Below are 15380 nucleotides of genomic sequence, written 5' to 3' on the forward strand. Positions count from 1 at the left end.
AAGAACACCAAAACCGTGGAACCTTAGAATGAGCACAGCAATCAGTCCGACTGCTTATAACTATAAGGTCGTCCGCCAGTTCGCCATCATGACGGTGGTCTGGGGGATCCTTGGCATGGGCCTGGGCGTTTTCATCGCCTCGCAGCTGGTGTGGCCGCAACTGAACCTGGACCTGCCCTGGACCAGCTTCGGCCGCCTGCGCCCCTTGCATACCAACCTGGTCATCTTCGCCTTCGGCGGCTGTGCGTTGTTCGGCACCAGCTACTACGTGGTGCAGCGAACCTGCCAGACCCGGCTGATCTCCGACAGCATGGCTGCCTTCACCTTCTGGGGTTGGCAGGCCGTCATCGTCGGTGCGCTGATCACCTTGCCGATGGGCTACACCACCACCAAGGAATACGCCGAGCTCGAGTGGCCACTGGCGATCCTGCTGGCCATCGTCTGGGTCACCTACGGGCTGGTGTTCTTCGGCACCATCGTCAAGCGCAAGACCAAGCACATCTACGTCGGCAACTGGTTCTACGGCGCCTTCATCGTGGTTACCGCGATGCTGCACATCGTCAACCACATCTCGCTGCCAGTAAGCCTGTTCAAGTCCTACTCGGCCTACTCCGGCGCCACCGACGCGATGATCCAGTGGTGGTACGGCCACAACGCCGTGGGCTTCTTCCTCACCACGGGCTTTCTGGGGATGATGTACTACTTCGTGCCCAAGCAGGCCGAGCGGCCGATCTACTCGTATCGCCTGTCGATCGTCCACTTCTGGGCACTGATCACCCTGTACATCTGGGCAGGCCCGCACCACCTGCACTACACCGCGCTGCCCGACTGGGCGCAATCGCTGGGCATGGTGATGTCGATCATCCTCCTGGCGCCGAGCTGGGGCGGCATGATCAACGGCATGATGACCCTGTCCGGTGCCTGGCACAAACTGCGCACCGACCCGATCCTGCGCTTCCTCGTGGTATCGCTGGCGTTCTACGGCATGTCCACCTTCGAAGGCCCGATGATGGCCATCAAGACCGTGAACTCGCTGTCGCACTACACCGACTGGACCATCGGCCACGTACACGCTGGCGCGCTCGGCTGGGTGGCGATGATCTCGATCGGCGCCGTGTACCACATGATCCCGCGCCTGTATGGCCGCGATCAGATGCACAGCGTGGGCCTGATCAACGCGCACTTCTGGCTGGCGACCATCGGCACCGTACTGTACATCGCCTCGATGTGGGTCAACGGCATCACCCAAGGCCTGATGTGGCGCGCCATCAACGATGACGGCACGCTGACCTACTCCTTCGTCGAAGCCCTGCAGGCCAGCCACCCGGGCTACATCGTCCGCGCCCTGGGCGGTGCGTTCTTCGCCTCCGGCATGCTGCTGATGGCTTACAACGTGTTGCGCACCGTACGCGCCGCCAACCCGGCAGAAGCGGATGAAGCCGCCAAGATCGTTGTTGTGGGAGCCCACTGATGAAGCATGAAGCTGTCGAGAAGAACATCGGCCTGCTGGCCTTCTTCATGGTCATCGCCGTGAGCGTCGGTGGCCTCACCCAGATCGTCCCGCTGTTCTTCCAGGACGTCACCAACAAACCCGTCGAAGGCATGAAGCCGCGCACCGCGCTGGAAGTCGAAGGCCGTGACATCTACATCCGCGAAGGTTGCGTGGGCTGCCACTCGCAGATGATCCGCCCGTTCCGCGCTGAAACCGAGCGCTACGGCCACTACTCGGTGGCCGGTGAAAGCGTGTGGGATCACCCGTTCCTGTGGGGCTCCAAGCGCACCGGCCCGGACCTGGCCCGCGTCGGCGGCCGCTACTCCGATGACTGGCACCGCGCGCACCTGTACAACCCGCGCAACGTCGTGCCGGAGTCGAAGATGCCGGCCTACCCGTGGCTGGTGGAGAACACACTCGACGGCAAAGACACCGCGAAGAAGCTGGAAGTGCTGCGTACCCTGGGCACGCCGTACACCGATGCCGACATCGCCGGTGCCCGCGACGCGGTCAAGGGCAAGACCGAAATGGACGCACTGGTCGCGTACCTGCAGGGTCTTGGCACCATCATCAAAAGCAAACGGTGACGCTGATGGATATCGGGATGATTCGCGGCCTGGGCACCGTCGTGGTGATGGTGGCCTTCGTGGGCCTGGCGCTGTGGGTGTTCAACCCACGGCGCAAGCAGGAGTTCGACGAGGCAACCCAACTGCCGTTCGCCGATGACCCCGAGGCCAAAACGCACGTCGAGCAAGCGCAAGCAAAAGCTTCTGGGAGCAAACAACAATGACAACCTTCTGGAGTCTGTACGTCACCGTCCTGACCCTGGGCACCATCTTCGCGTTGACCTGGCTACTGCTGTCGACCCGCAAGGGCCAGCGCGAAGAGGTCACCGACGAAACCGTCGGGCATGCCTTCGATGGCATCGAGGAATATGACAACCCGCTGCCCAAATGGTGGTTCTGGCTGTTCGTCGGCACCATCATTTTCGCCCTCGGCTACCTGGTGCTGTACCCGGGCCTGGGCAACTGGAAAGGCGTGCTGCCCGGGTATTCGTACCTGGATAACGACAAGCAGACCGAGTTCACCAACGGTCAGCCCGGTTGGACCGGCGTGCACGAGTGGGAAAAGGAAATGGCCAAGGCCGATGCCCGCTTCGGGCCGATCTTCGCCAAGTACGCGGCCATGCCTATCGAAGAAGTGGCCAAGCAGCCGCAAGCACTGAAGATGGGTGCGCGGCTGTTCGCATCCAACTGCTCGGTGTGCCACGGCTCCGACGCCAAGGGCGCCTACGGTTTCCCCAACCTCACCGACAACGACTGGCGCTGGGGCGGCGAGCCGGAAACCATCAAGGCCAGCATCATGGGTGGCCGCCATGGCGTGATGCCGGCGTGGTCGGAAGTGATTGGTGAACAAGGTGTGGCCGACGTTTCGGCCTTCGTCATCAGCAAGCTCGATGGCCGTAGCCTGCCCGAAGGCGCCAAGGCCGATGTCGAGAACGGGCAGAAGATCTTCGCCGCCAACTGCGTGGCGTGCCATGGCCCTGAAGGCAAGGGCACACCCGCCATGGGCGCACCGAACCTGACTCACCCGCAGGCGTTCATCTACGGTTCGAGCTTCGCTCAGTTGCAACAGACCATCCGTTATGGTCGCCAGGGGCAGATGCCGGCGCAGGAGCAACTGCAGGGCAATGACAAAGTGCACCTGCTGGCGGCTTATGTGTACAGCCTGTCGCATCAGGAGCAGGAGTCTGAAAAGGCCGAGTGATGCCTGCACCGGCCCTATCGCCGGCAAGCCGGTTCCCGCACCTTGTGGGAGCCGGCTTGCCGGCGAAAGGGCCGGTAGATTCAGCGCTAGCTGACCTGGATCAATTGACACCCGCCTTAACACGACTAACACCACGAAACCAACGCGACTAAAGGTCGCATGGCGACCCCGGCGTGCCATCAGCGGCGTATCATGGGTCGCAGCGTTAGCAGAACGCGCGAGACTGCGGCCGGCACGCACTGGCCGCGGCATTTCTCCACTGCCGTGGGACTTGATGATGAGCAAGCAAATTCCGGTACATGACGTTACCCCGCCTGCCAGCAAAGGGAAGGATTCCGTCGACCTCTACGCCTCTCGCGAGAAAATCTACACCCGCGCCTTCACCGGCCTGTTCCGCAGATTGCGGATGGTCGGCGGGGCAGCGCTGTTCCTTTTGTACTTCGGCACTGTCTGGCTGAACTGGGGCGGCCATCAGGCGGTATGGTGGAACCTGCCCGAACGCAAGTTCTACATCTTCGGCACCACCATCTGGCCGCAAGACTTCATCCTGCTCTCGGGCATCCTCATCGTCGCCGCCTTCGGCCTGTTCTTCGTTACCGTGTATGCCGGCCGCGTGTGGTGCGGCTACACCTGCCCGCAAAGCGTGTGGACGTGGATCTTCATGTGGTGCGAGAAGGTCACCGAAGGCGACCGCAATCAGCGCATGAAGCTTGACCGGGCCCCGATGAGCGCCAACAAGTTCCTGCGCAAGTTCACCAAGCACAGCCTGTGGCTGCTGATCGGCTTCGTCACCGGCATGACCTTCGTCGGCTACTTCTCGCCGATTCGCGAACTGGTCATCGAATTCTTCACAGGCCAGGCCGATGGCTGGGCCTACTTCTGGGTCGGCTTCTTCACCTTGGCCACCTACGGTAACGCCGGCTGGCTGCGCGAGCAGGTGTGCGTGTACATGTGCCCCTACGCACGTTTCCAGAGCGTGATGTTCGACAAGGACACCTTGATCGTCTCCTACGACCCGCGCCGCGGTGAAACCCGCGGCCCGCGCAAGAAGGACGCGGACTACAAGGCCCAGGGTCTGGGCGACTGCATCGACTGCACCATGTGCGTACAGGTCTGCCCCACCGGCATCGACATCCGCGACGGGCTGCAGATCGAGTGCATCGGCTGCGCCGCCTGCATCGACGCGTGCGACAGCATCATGGACAAGATGAACTACCCCAAAGGCCTGATCAGCTACACCACCGAGCACAACCTGTCGGGGCAAAAGACCCACATGCTGCGCCCAAGGCTGATCGGCTACGCACTGGTACTGCTGGTGATGATCGGCGCCCTGGCCACCGCCTTCGCCACCCGCTCGCTGGTGGGCTTCGACGTTAGCAAGGACCGCGTGCTGTACCGCGAGAACGCCCAGGGGCGGATCGAGAACGTGTACAGCCTCAAGGTCATGAACAAGGACCAGCGTGACCACATCTACGTGCTGGACGCCGCTGGTCTGCCTGATCTGCGGCTCGAAGGCCAGCGGGAAATCCGCGTGGCCGCCGGCGATATCGTCAGCCTGCCGGTGCAGTTGTCGGTCGCCCCCGAGAAACTGCCCTCGACCACCAACGAAATCACCTTCACCCTCAAGAGCGCCGATGACAGCGCTGCCGAGGTCGAAGCCAAGAGCCGCTTCATCGGCCCACAGATCCGCTGAGAGAGAACGCGAACCATGCCTGCCGCCACCGCCACCAGCCCTTGGTACAAGCACCTCTGGCCCTGGATCATCATCGGCATCCTCACCACCTCGGTGTGCCTGAGCCTGACCATGGTCAGCATCGCCGTGAACAACCCCGACAACCTGGTCAACGACAACTACTACGAGGCTGGCAAAGGCATCAACCGCTCGCTGGACCGTGAATTGCTGGCGCAGAACCTGGGCTTGAAGGCCAGCGTGCACCTGGACGAGCTGACAGGCGAAGTGGACCTGCGCCTGGCCGGCAGCAGCAACCCGCAGAGCCTGGAGCTGAACCTGATTTCACCCACCCAGCCAGAAAAGGATCGCAAGGTGCTGCTGAGCCGGGTCGAGGCAGGGCGCTATGTGGGGCAACTGGAAGACAAGGTCGACGGGCGCCGCTTTGTCGAGCTGCTGGGTAGCGAAAGCGGCCAGGTGTGGCGCTTGTTCGAGGAGGAAAAAGTGGCGCATGGTGTGACCTTGCAGTTGGGCGATGAAGCCATCCAGGGCGCTGAACACTTGTAGGAGCGCCCCTTTCGCGACACAAGGCCGCTCCTACCGGGGAACGCGCCGGCCAGCCGATATATGTAAGGCAATGATGTGATGACCCAGCCCACCCCCTGCTACCACTGCGCCCTGCCCGTCCCCGCCGGCAGCCGCTTCACCGCCGTGGTCCTCGGCCAGCCCCGGCACTTCTGCTGTCCCGGCTGCCAGGCAGTGGCCGAGTCGATCGTCGCCGGTGGCCTGGAGCACTACTACCGGCACCGCAGCGACAACAGCGCCAACCCCGAGGCCCTGCCCAAGCAGTTGCAGGACGAACTGGCCCTGTACGACCGCAGTGACGTGCAACAGACCTTCGTCCGTCACCAAGGCGACCTGGCCGAAACCACCCTGCTGGTCGAAGGCATCAGCTGCGCCGCCTGCGGCTGGTTGATCGAAAAGCATTTGCGCAACCTGCCCGGCGTGGCCGACGCACGTCTTAACCTGTCCAACCATCGCCTGCTGCTCAGTTGGGAAGACCAACGCCTGCCGCTCTCGCGATTGTTGGCCGAGCTGCGCCAGATCGGCTACGCCGCCCATCCCTACCAGCCCGACCAGGCCGCCGAGCAACTGGCCCGCGAAAACCGCAGCGCCCTGCGCAGGCTGGGCGTGGCCGGGCTGCTGTGGTTCCAGGCGATGATGGCGACCATGGCCACCTGGCCGGAATTCAACATCGACCTGTCGCCCGAGCTGCACACCATCCTGCGCTGGGTGGCGCTGTTTCTCACCATCCCGATCGTGTTCTACAGCTGCGCGCCCTTCTTCAAAGGAGCCGCACGCGACCTGCGCACCCGCCACCTGACCATGGACGTGTCGGTATCGCTGGCCATCGCCCTGGCCTTCGGTGCCGGGATATGGACGGCCGTCACCGGCAGTGGCGAGCTGTATTTCGACACCGTGGGCATGTTCGCACTGTTTCTGCTCACCGGCCGCTACCTTGAACGCCGCGCCCGCGAGCGCACCGCGGCGGCGACCGCGCAACTGGTCAACCTGCTACCGGCCTCTTGCCTGCGCCTGGACAGCCTTGGCCGCAGCGAGCGCATCCTGCTCAGCGAACTGCAACGCGGCGACACCGTGCAGGTGCTGCCCGGCGCAGTGATACCGGCTGACGGGCGCATTGTCGAAGGCCGCTCCAGCGTCGACGAGTCGCTGCTGACCGGTGAATACCTGCCGCAACCGCGGCGGGTCGGCGACCGGGTCACCGGCGGCACCTTGAATGTCGAAAGCACGCTGAACGTAGAAATCGAAGCCCTTGGCCAGGAGTCGCGACTGTCGGCCATCGTCCGCCTGCTGGAACGCGCGCAGACGGAAAAGCCACGCCTGGCGCAAATAGCCGACCGTGCATCGCAGTGGTTCCTGCTGTTCACGCTGGTGGCCGCTATCGTCATAGGCCTGTGGTGGTGGCACCTGGACCCCACACGAGCGTTCTGGATTGTCCTGGCCATGCTGGTAGCCACCTGCCCATGCGCGCTCTCGCTCGCCACCCCTACAGCACTGACCGCCGCCACCGGTACGCTGCACAAGCTCGGCCTGCTGGTCACCCGAGGTCATGTCCTGGAAGGCCTCAACCAGATCGACACGGTCATTTTCGACAAAACCGGCACGCTCACCGAGGGCCGCCTGACGCTGCGCAGCATTCGCCCGCTGGGCGCAGTGGCCGCCGACCGCTGCCTGGCCCTTGCCGCAGCCCTGGAAAACCGCTCCGAGCACCCCATCGCCCGCGCCTTCGGCCGCAATGCCGAGCCTGCGGACGATGTGCAAACGGTACCCGGGCTGGGCCTGGAAGGGCTGGCCGGCGGGCAGCGCCTGCGCATCGGTCAGCCCACGTTCGTTTGCGCCCTCAGCGGCGCCGAAATCCCGACTGTCCCGGAGCCTCGTGGTCAATGGCTGCTGCTAGGGGATCGCCAAGGCCCGCTGGCCTGGTTCGGCCTGGACGATCGCCTGCGCGAGGACGCCCCTGCTCTGCTGGCGGCCTGCAAGGCGCGCGGCTGGCGCACCCTGCTGCTATCGGGCGACAGCTCGCCCATGGTCGCTGAAGTGGCCGCTCAGCTGGGTATCGACCAGGCCATTGGCGGCCTGCGCCCGGACGACAAGCTGGACCGGCTCAAGGCTCTGCAGACCTCCGGGCGCAAGGTTCTGATGCTGGGTGACGGGGTGAACGACGTGCCGGTGCTGGCCGCCGCCGATATCAGCATTGCCATGGGCAGTGCCACCGATCTTGCCAAGACCAGTGCCGATGCAGTGCTGTTGAGCAACCGTCTGCAAGCGCTGGTACATGCCTTCGACCTGGCCCGCCGCACCCGCCGCAACATCCTCGAGAACCTGCTTTGGGCGACGCTGTATAATGGCCTCATGCTGCCGTTTGCCGCGCTCGGCTGGATCACCCCGGTGTGGGCCGCCGTCGGCATGTCGGTCAGCTCGCTGATCGTGGTCCTCAATGCCCTGCGCCTGACCCGGCTGCCTGGCGTGGCGGCCACAGCCAGCGCCCCACAACCTGCCATTGCCTGATCAGGAGCCGCCCATGCCAGCCCTCTATGTCATGATCCCGGCCGCCCTGCTGCTTGTCGGCGTCGCCGTGTACATCTTTTTCTGGGCGGTCGACAGCGGCCAGTACGACGATCTTGAAAGCCCTGCCCACAGCATCCTGTTCGACGACCAGGACCCACGCCACCAGGCTGCCGTCAAACAAGAGCCCGCCGAGCCGCAAGACAAGGACCAACCACCCCGTGCCTGACCTGCTTCCCCTGCTCGGCTCCGCGCTGGTCCTCGGCCTGCTCGGCGGCGGCCACTGCCTGGGCATGTGCGGCGGCCTTATGGGCGCACTCACCCTGGCGATCCCGCCGGAGCAACGCGGCCGGCGCCTGCGCCTGCTGCTGGCGTACAACCTTGGGCGGGTCCTCAGCTACGCCTGCGCCGGCCTGCTGCTGGGCCTGGCCGGCTGGGCCGTAGCCAGCAGCCCTGCCGCCCTGGCACTGCGGGTGGTGGCAGCGTTGCTGCTGATCGCCATGGGCCTGTACCTGGCCGGCTGGTGGAGCGGGCTGACGCGCATCGAAGCACTGGGCAGGGGGCTTTGGCGGCATATCCAGCCAGTGGCCACGCGCCTGTTGCCGGTCTCCAGCCTGCCCCGGGCCCTGCTGCTTGGCGCGCTGTGGGGCTGGCTGCCATGCGGGCTGGTTTACAGCACCCTGCTGTGGGCAGCCAGCCAGGGCAATGCGGGGTACAGTGCGACGCTGATGCTGGCGTTCGGGCTGGGTACCTGGCCTGTGCTGCTGGCCACAGGGCTGGCGGCGGAGCGGGTCAACAGCCTGTTGCGGCGGCGTAGCGTGCGTATGGCAGGAGGACTGCTGGTCATCCTGTTCGGCCTGTGGACACTGCCCGGGCCGCACCAGCATTGGCTGATGGGGCACTGACAGGGCTGCTGGGCAGCGCCCCCCGTAGCTCTTGATACAAATCAACACAGATTCCTACAGACGGCCATAGACTCCGGGGCACTGCTGCTCATTCCGGGGACCGCCCACATGCTCGAAGATCTACGCTGGGATGCCGACCTGATCCGCCGCTACGATCTGGCCGGCCCGCGCTACACCTCCTACCCGACTGCGGTGCAGCTGCACAGCGGAGTCGGCTCGTTCGACCTGCTCCACGCCCTGCGCGAAAGCCGCCGGGCCGTGCGCCCGTTGTCTGTGTACGTACACGTGCCGTTCTGCGCCAACATCTGCTACTACTGCGCCTGCAACAAGGTCATCACCAAGGACCGTGCCCGAGCCGCACCCTACCTGCAGCGCCTGGAGCAGGAAATCCAGCTGATCGCCTGCCACCTGGACCCTAAACAGCGTGTTGAACAGCTGCATTTGGGCGGCGGCACGCCGACCTTCCTCAGCCATGTGGAGCTGCGCCAGCTGATGGCCACCCTGCGCCAGCACTTCAACCTGCTGGACGATGATTCCGGCGACTACGGCATCGAACTGGACCCGCGCGAGGCCGACTGGTCGACCATGGGCCTGTTGCGCGAACTGGGCTTCAACCGCGTGAGCCTCGGTGTGCAGGACCTGGACCCTGCGGTGCAGCGCGCGATCAACCGCCTGCAGAGCCTGGAACAGACCCGCACCCTGATCGAGGCGGCGCGCACCTTGCAGTTCCGCTCGGTCAACCTGGACCTGATCTACGGCCTGCCCAAGCAGACCCCGGAAGGTTTCGCCCGCACCGTCGAGGAAGTGATCCGCCTGCAGCCCGACCGCCTCTCGGTCTTCAATTACGCCCACCTGCCTGAGCGCTTCATGCCGCAACGGCGTATCGACAGCAACGACCTGCCGGCCCCGGCAGCCAAGCTGGAGATGCTCCGGGCCACCATCGAACAGCTCACTACCGCCGGCTATCGCTACATCGGCATGGACCACTTCGCCCTGCCCGACGACGAGCTGGCCGTCGCCCAGGAAGAAGGCACCCTGCAGCGCAACTTCCAGGGCTACACCACCCACGGCCACTGCGACCTGATCGGCCTGGGGGTTTCGGCAATCAGCCAGATCGGCGACCTGTACTGCCAGAACAGCAGCGACCTCAACACTTATCAGGACGCGCTTTCCGGCTCCCAGCTGGCAACCCAGCGCGGCCTGCTGTGCAATCACGATGACCGCCTGCGACGGGCAGTGATCCAGCAACTGATCTGCCACTTCGAGCTCGACTTCGAGCCGATCGAAAGCGCGTTCACCATCGATTTTCGGGGCTATTTCAACGATCTTTGGCCAGCGCTGCTGAACATGCAAAGGGACGGCCTGATCCACCTCGACGAAAAGGGCATACGCATCCTGCCGGCCGGGCGCCTGCTGGTCCGCTCGGTATGCATGGTGTTCGACGCGTATCTGGCGATGCACGACCGTCAGCGATTTTCACGAGTGATCTAGCCAAGCGAGTCGTTGACCGTGTGGACAAGCCCGCTTGCCGAGCACACTATGGGCAAGAACGGACCCCCGGCATGATGCAGCTGGGGTTCGGCCAAGGCGCATCATCCTCGCGCACACTGGCCTACACCCTATGCCGTAGGTTACCCTTACGACTTATGTGTGCTTTCCCACAAGGATCGATTCAAATGTCCGAGCCAGTCAAACTGCGCGCCCACGGCCAGGCCCATTGCAAGGATTGCAGCCTGGCCCCCCTGTGCCTGCCTCTTTCGCTCAACCTGGAAGACATGGATGCACTGGATGAAATCGTCAAACGCGGACGCCCGCTGAAAAAGGGCGAGTTCCTGTTCCGCCAGGGTGACAATTTCGGCTCGGTTTACGCCGTACGTTCCGGCGCCCTCAAGACGTTCAGCCTGAGCGACAGCGGCGAGGAGCAGATCACCGGCTTCCACCTGCCCAGCGAACTGGTGGGCCTGTCCGGAATGGACACTGAAGCCTACCCGGTCTCGGCCCAGGCGCAGGAAACCACCTCGGTGTGCGAAATCCCGTTCGAGCGCCTTGATGAACTGTCGGTGCAACTACCCCAGCTGCGCCGCCAGTTGATGCGGGTGATGAGCCGCGAGATCCGTGACGATCAGCAAATGATGCTGTTGCTGTCGAAAAAGACTGCCGATGAGCGCATTGCCACCTTCCTGGTCAACCTGTCGGCACGCTTCCGCGCCCGCGGCTATTCGGCCAACCAGTTCCGCCTGAGCATGTCGCGCAACGAAATCGGCAATTACCTGGGCCTGGCCGTTGAAACCGTGTCGCGGGTGTTCACCCGCTTCCAGCAGAACGGCCTGCTGCGCGCCGAGGGCAAGGAAGTGCACATCCTCGACCCGATCCAGCTGTGTGCGCTGGCCGGTGGTGCGATGGAGGCCTGAAAGCCTGCTTGAAAAAGGTATACTGGCGCATTCGTTTTTCAGGATACCTGCAACAATGCACAGCGAAGCCTTCGACCTCAAAGCCCTGATCCGCCCGGTAGTGGACTTCCCCAAGCCGGGTGTGATCTTCCGCGACATCACCCCGCTGTTCCAGTCGCCACGCGGGCTGCGTTATGTCGCCGACCAGTTCATCGAACGTTATGTCGAGGCGGAGTTCAGCCACATCGGCGCCATGGATGCCCGTGGCTTTCTGATCGGCTCGATCATCGCCCACCAGTTGAACAAGCCGCTGATCCTGTTCCGCAAGCAAGGCAAACTGCCGGCTGACGTACTGTCTGAGGGGTATCAGACCGAGTACGGTGAAGCCTTCCTGGAAGTGCATGCCGACAGCCTGTGCGAAGGCGATTCGGTGCTGATCTTCGATGACCTGATCGCCACCGGCGGCACACTGCTGGCCGCAGCCAACCTAGTGCGCCGCACCGGTGCACAGGTGTTCGAGGCGGCGGCGATCATCGACCTGCCTGAGCTGGACGGTTCGCGCCGGCTGCAGGCGGCGGGTGTGCCGACCTTCTGCCTGACCGAGTTTTCGCTGAGCGAGTACTGAGTGATTCTTGGGGTGCTTTGCACCCCTTTCGCGACACAAGGCCGCTCCACAGGGGACCGCGTACGGCCTTATGTCGCGAAAGGGCCGCACAGCGGCCCCAGCAATTCAAATCAAAGGGAAATCGGCTTACGCCCCGCAAAGGCATGTGCCAGGGTGCCGCCGTCGACCAGCTCCAGCTCGCCGCCCAGCGGCACGCCATGGGCAATCCGCGAGGCTACCAGCCCCTTCTCGGCCAGCAACTGCGCGATGTAATGTGCTGTCGCCTCCCCTTCCACAGTCGGGTTGGTGGCCAGGATCACCTCGGTAAAGCTGCCCTGCTCCTCGATCCGCGCCATCAACTGCGGCACGCCGATAGCATCAGGCCCCAGGCCATCAAGCGGCGACAGATGCCCCTTGAGTACGAAGTAGCGACCGCGATAGCCGGTCTGCTCCACCGCATACACATCCATCGGCCCCTCCACCACGCACAGCTGGGTATCGTCGCGGCGCGTATCAGCGCATTGCGGGCACAACTCCTGCTCGGTCAAGGTGCGACACTGGCGGCAATGGCCAACCCCTTCCATGGCCAGGCTAAGTGCCTGGGCCAGGCGCACACCACCGCTGCGGTCGCGTTCCAGCAACTGCAGGGCCATGCGCTGGGCGGTTTTCTGGCCGACGCCCGGCAGCGTGCGCAGGGCGTCGATCAGTTGGCGGATAAGGGGGCTGAAGCTCATGGGAAAGGCCTGATAATTCTATGAGAGGCGGTTTATACCGGCGCAGCCTGACAGCGTCAAATCTCACCTATCACAAGCGGCGCTCGATCCAAAGGCCGCCAGAACATCCAGGCATACACCAGGCAGCATCAGCAACGACCTGTAAACAACACCACAAAAAAAGCCGCCCTGGAACCCAGTGGCGGCTTTTCAACTGCAAATGCCTTAGAACGGCATCTTGAAGCCCGGCGGCAGCTGCATGCCTGCAGTCATGCCACCCATTTTTTCCTGGCTGCTCTGCTCGACCTTGCGTACGGCATCGTTCAGTGCAGCAGCAATCAGGTCTTCGAGCACTTCCTTGTCGTCTTCTTCAGTCGACATCAGGCTTTGATCGATGCTGACGCGCTTGACGTCATGACGACCGGTCATCACCACGCTGACCAAGCCACCGCCGGATTGGCCGGTCACTTCGGCGTTGGCCAGCTCTTCCTGCATCTTGGCCATCTTTTCCTGCATCTGCTGGGCCTGCTTCATCAGGCCGGCCATGCCACCTTTCATCATGGGGGTATACCTCGATTGGGTCGTGTGATGCAGCCCGCCACAGGCCGGCCGCATGGTTATCCGTTACTGACCCTGACTGACCAGGGCTTCTACAGGTTCAATAGTATCCTGTCGCACGGTGGCGCCGAACTGCTTGATCATCTGCTGGATCAACGGATCCTGCTCGATCGACGCCACGGCGTCCTGCTGGCGCTCGGCACGCTTGCGCGAGGCTGCCTGGGCCGGGGTTTCCTGCTCGGGCAGGATAAGCTCGATGCGCAGGTTCAGCGTGCGCCCCAGGTGCTGGTTGAGCGCGTCATTCAAGCGCCGTTGCTGGGTGGCGTTGAACAAGGCACCCTGACCCGGGTCAAGGTGCAGCAGCCAGTCGTCACCGTCTGCAGCGATCAGCGTACAGTTTGCGGCGATGTTGCCTGTCATCCCGGACACAGGCAACTGTGGGAATAATTCCAGCCATTGCAGGGCCAGGCCGGTGGCGGGCTTGGCGGCCGGCAGCGGCTCAGGCGCAGCGATGGGGGCCTCTTCCTGAACGTGCTCGACCAGTTCGTCCAGATAGCTGAAGCCCACCGGGTCACTTTCGCCGCCATAGTAATCTTCATCCATCGGCGGCTCGTCATCACGCTCCATGCCCGCCGAGGCGTAGGCAGACGGATCGAATGGCGGCTCGTCGTAGGCCGGCTGGGCATCTTGCGGCTCGGCGACTGGGGGCTGGGGCGCGGCAGCCGGCGCAGGCGCGGGCTCCGGCTTAACGGCAACCGGGGCAGGCTTGGCAGCAGGCTCCTCCCAGGGCAGGTCGATGACTTCCTCTTCCGGTGCCGGCTCGGGCTCGGCCAGCTCGGCCTTGGGCTCAGGTTGTGGTGGCACAGCCGACATTGCCTCGACGACAGCCGCAGGCTCGGCTTGCGGGGCCGCAACTACTGCAGCGGGTACTGCGTCGGCAGCGACAGACGCCTCGGGGACCACCGCAGGCGCTGCCACGGGGGTTGCAGGATCAGCTGTGGCCTGGCTGATCCCCACCGGCTTTAGTACCGGTTTCGGCGCATCGTCGCTATCGGCCGGTCGGAACGCCAGCATCCGCAGCAGGACCATTTCGAAACCGCCCCGCGGGTCGGGTGCCAAGGGCAGGTCGCGTCGACCAATCAGGCCCATCTGGTAATAGAACTGCACATCTTCGGCAGGCAAGGCCGACGCCAGCGCCAGCACTCGGTCGCGATCACCCTGACCATTGTCCACCGCCTCGGGCAGCGCTTGGGCGATGGCGACCCGGTGCAACACATTGAGCATTTCGGCCAGCACGCCACTCCAGTCCGGCCCCTGCTCGGCGAGGTTGCGCACCGCCTCCAGCAACGCCCGCGCATCCCCTTCCAGCAGCGCCTGCAGCACACCATAGACCTGGCCGTGATCGAGGCTGCCGAGCATGGCCCGCACATCGGCGGCCAACACCCTGCCCTCGCCGAACGCGATCGCCTGGTCGGTGAGGCTCATGGCGTCACGCATCGAACCATCGGCAGCGCGGCCAAGCAACCACAGGGCATCAGGCTCGAACGGAACGTTCTCGGCCTCCAGGACGTGGCTCAGGTGTTCGACCACCCGCTCCGGGCTCATGTTCTTCAGCGAGAACTGCAGACAGCGCGAAAGGATGGTGGCCGGCAGCTTTTGCGGGTCGGTGGTGGCAAGGATGAACTTGACGTAGGGCGGTGGCTCTTCCAGCGTCTTGAGCAAGGCGTTGAACGAGTGCGTGGACAGCATGTGCACTTCGTCGATCAGGTAGACCTTGAAGCGCCCGCGGCTGGGAGCGTACTGCACGTTGTCGAGCAGTTCGCGGGTGTCCTCGACCTTGGTACGGCTGGCGGCGTCGATCTCGATCAGGTCGACGAAGCGGCCTTCGTCGATTTCACGGCACACCGAACAGGTGCCACATGGCGTGGAGGTGATGCCGGTTTCGCAGTTCAGGCACTTGGCGATAATACGGGCGATGGTCGTCTTGCCCACGCCCCGGGTACCGGTGAACAGGTAGGCGTGGTGCAGGCGCTGATTGTCCAAGGCATTGATCAAGGCCTTGAGCACATGGGCCTGGCCGACCATTTCGCGGAACGAGCGCGGACGCCATTTACGTGCAAGAACCTGATAACTCATCGAAAAACCATCGTAGCCTGATCGAGCGGAAGATCGCTAATGCTAGCGGAGCGGGGCCG

General features: G+C 63.9%; 15 protein-coding genes. 12 read left to right on the plus strand and 3 right to left on the minus strand.

Features of this window, described 5'->3' with window-relative positions; all coding sequences use genetic code 11:
- Nucleotides 1-28: 28 nt before the first annotated feature.
- The 12 genes from ccoN (at nt 29) to JET17_RS18185 (ending at nt 11935) form a co-directional block, all read left to right on the plus strand.
- On the plus strand, nt 29-1471 hold the full coding sequence (gene ccoN / locus JET17_RS18130) for a cytochrome-c oxidase, cbb3-type subunit I (protein WP_012315406.1): 1443 nt from the start codon (nt 29-31) through the stop codon (nt 1469-1471).
- The gene (gene ccoO / locus JET17_RS18135; protein WP_012315407.1) at nt 1471-2079 is read left to right on the plus strand and encodes a cytochrome-c oxidase, cbb3-type subunit II; all 609 of its coding nucleotides are present in this window, start codon (nt 1471-1473) and stop codon (nt 2077-2079) included. Before ccoN ends, ccoO begins: the two co-directional genes overlap by 1 nt.
- 5 nt (nt 2080-2084) lie before the next feature.
- Nucleotides 2085-2282: a CcoQ/FixQ family Cbb3-type cytochrome c oxidase assembly chaperone gene (locus tag JET17_RS18140; RefSeq protein WP_012315408.1), complete on the plus strand. Its 198-nt coding sequence runs from the start codon at nt 2085-2087 to the stop codon at nt 2280-2282.
- Nucleotides 2279-3259 carry a cytochrome-c oxidase, cbb3-type subunit III gene (gene ccoP, locus JET17_RS18145; RefSeq protein WP_012315409.1) on the plus strand — a complete coding sequence of 327 codons (981 nt, stop codon included), beginning with the start codon at nt 2279-2281 and terminating at the stop codon, nt 3257-3259. The genes JET17_RS18140 and ccoP overlap by 4 nt, the downstream gene beginning before the upstream one ends.
- A gap of 277 nt (nt 3260-3536) precedes the next feature.
- A complete protein-coding gene (gene ccoG / locus JET17_RS18150) occupies nt 3537-4952 on the plus strand; it encodes a cytochrome c oxidase accessory protein CcoG (RefSeq protein ID WP_042111606.1) in 1416 nt (471 codons plus the stop codon).
- Nucleotides 4953-4967: 15 nt separating this feature from the next.
- Nucleotides 4968-5495, plus strand: coding sequence for a FixH family protein (locus JET17_RS18155; protein WP_012315411.1), 528 nt, complete (start codon nt 4968-4970; stop codon nt 5493-5495).
- A gap of 78 nt (nt 5496-5573) precedes the next feature.
- Nucleotides 5574-8018: a heavy metal translocating P-type ATPase gene (locus tag JET17_RS18160; protein ID WP_012315412.1), complete on the plus strand. Its 2445-nt coding sequence runs from the start codon at nt 5574-5576 to the stop codon at nt 8016-8018.
- A gap of 13 nt (nt 8019-8031) precedes the next feature.
- Nucleotides 8032-8244, plus strand: coding sequence for a cbb3-type cytochrome oxidase assembly protein CcoS (gene ccoS, locus JET17_RS18165; RefSeq protein WP_012315413.1), 213 nt, complete (start codon nt 8032-8034; stop codon nt 8242-8244).
- Nucleotides 8237-8920: a sulfite exporter TauE/SafE family protein gene (locus JET17_RS18170; RefSeq protein WP_012315414.1), complete on the plus strand. Its 684-nt coding sequence runs from the start codon at nt 8237-8239 to the stop codon at nt 8918-8920. Before ccoS ends, JET17_RS18170 begins: the two co-directional genes overlap by 8 nt.
- Before the next feature lie 108 nt (nt 8921-9028).
- A complete protein-coding gene (gene hemN, locus JET17_RS18175) occupies nt 9029-10411 on the plus strand; it encodes an oxygen-independent coproporphyrinogen III oxidase (protein WP_012315415.1) in 1383 nt (460 codons plus the stop codon).
- 185 nt (nt 10412-10596) lie between these two features.
- Nucleotides 10597-11331 (plus strand): Crp/Fnr family transcriptional regulator FnrA, encoded by a 735-nt coding sequence (fnrA, locus tag JET17_RS18180; RefSeq protein ID WP_012315416.1) that lies wholly within the window; start codon nt 10597-10599, stop codon nt 11329-11331.
- Nucleotides 11332-11386: 55 nt separating this feature from the next.
- A complete protein-coding gene (locus tag JET17_RS18185) occupies nt 11387-11935 on the plus strand; it encodes an adenine phosphoribosyltransferase (RefSeq protein ID WP_003254303.1) in 549 nt (182 codons plus the stop codon).
- A 110-nt stretch (nt 11936-12045) separates the two neighbouring features.
- Here the strand turns inward: JET17_RS18185 and recR are convergent, their stop codons facing one another.
- From recR to dnaX, 3 genes are all read right to left on the minus strand, one after another.
- The gene (gene recR / locus JET17_RS18190) at nt 12046-12648 is read right to left on the minus strand and encodes a recombination mediator RecR (RefSeq protein WP_012315417.1); all 603 of its coding nucleotides are present in this window, start codon (nt 12646-12648) and stop codon (nt 12046-12048) included.
- A 204-nt stretch (nt 12649-12852) separates the two neighbouring features.
- Nucleotides 12853-13188 carry a YbaB/EbfC family nucleoid-associated protein gene (locus JET17_RS18195; RefSeq protein WP_012315418.1) on the minus strand — a complete coding sequence of 112 codons (336 nt, stop codon included), beginning with the start codon at nt 13186-13188 and terminating at the stop codon, nt 12853-12855.
- A 63-nt stretch (nt 13189-13251) separates the two neighbouring features.
- The gene (gene dnaX, locus JET17_RS18200) at nt 13252-15321 is read right to left on the minus strand and encodes a DNA polymerase III subunit gamma/tau (protein WP_012315419.1); all 2070 of its coding nucleotides are present in this window, start codon (nt 15319-15321) and stop codon (nt 13252-13254) included.
- Between the last annotated feature and the right edge of the window lie 59 nt (nt 15322-15380).

Source organism: Pseudomonas putida (assembly GCF_016406145.1).
Lineage (GTDB): Bacteria > Pseudomonadota > Gammaproteobacteria > Pseudomonadales > Pseudomonadaceae > Aquipseudomonas > Aquipseudomonas putida_E.

Coding starts and splice junctions, on each gene's coding strand:
- ccoN (WP_012315406.1), top strand. CDS start 29: ATGAGCACAGCAATCAGTCCGACTGCTTATAACTATAAGGTCGTCCGC.
- ccoO (WP_012315407.1), top strand. CDS start 1,471: ATGAAGCATGAAGCTGTCGAGAAGAACATCGGCCTGCTGGCCTTCTTC.
- JET17_RS18140 (WP_012315408.1), top strand. CDS start 2,085: ATGGATATCGGGATGATTCGCGGCCTGGGCACCGTCGTGGTGATGGTG.
- ccoP (WP_012315409.1), top strand. CDS start 2,279: ATGACAACCTTCTGGAGTCTGTACGTCACCGTCCTGACCCTGGGCACC.
- ccoG (WP_042111606.1), top strand. CDS start 3,537: ATGAGCAAGCAAATTCCGGTACATGACGTTACCCCGCCTGCCAGCAAA.
- JET17_RS18155 (WP_012315411.1), top strand. CDS start 4,968: ATGCCTGCCGCCACCGCCACCAGCCCTTGGTACAAGCACCTCTGGCCC.
- JET17_RS18160 (WP_012315412.1), top strand. CDS start 5,574: ATGACCCAGCCCACCCCCTGCTACCACTGCGCCCTGCCCGTCCCCGCC.
- ccoS (WP_012315413.1), top strand. CDS start 8,032: ATGCCAGCCCTCTATGTCATGATCCCGGCCGCCCTGCTGCTTGTCGGC.
- hemN (WP_012315415.1), top strand. CDS start 9,029: ATGCTCGAAGATCTACGCTGGGATGCCGACCTGATCCGCCGCTACGAT.
- fnrA (WP_012315416.1), top strand. CDS start 10,597: ATGTCCGAGCCAGTCAAACTGCGCGCCCACGGCCAGGCCCATTGCAAG.
- JET17_RS18185 (WP_003254303.1), top strand. CDS start 11,387: ATGCACAGCGAAGCCTTCGACCTCAAAGCCCTGATCCGCCCGGTAGTG.
- recR (WP_012315417.1), bottom strand. CDS start 12,648: ATGAGCTTCAGCCCCCTTATCCGCCAACTGATCGACGCCCTGCGCACG.
- JET17_RS18195 (WP_012315418.1), bottom strand. CDS start 13,188: ATGATGAAAGGTGGCATGGCCGGCCTGATGAAGCAGGCCCAGCAGATG.
- dnaX (WP_012315419.1), bottom strand. CDS start 15,321: ATGAGTTATCAGGTTCTTGCACGTAAATGGCGTCCGCGCTCGTTCCGC.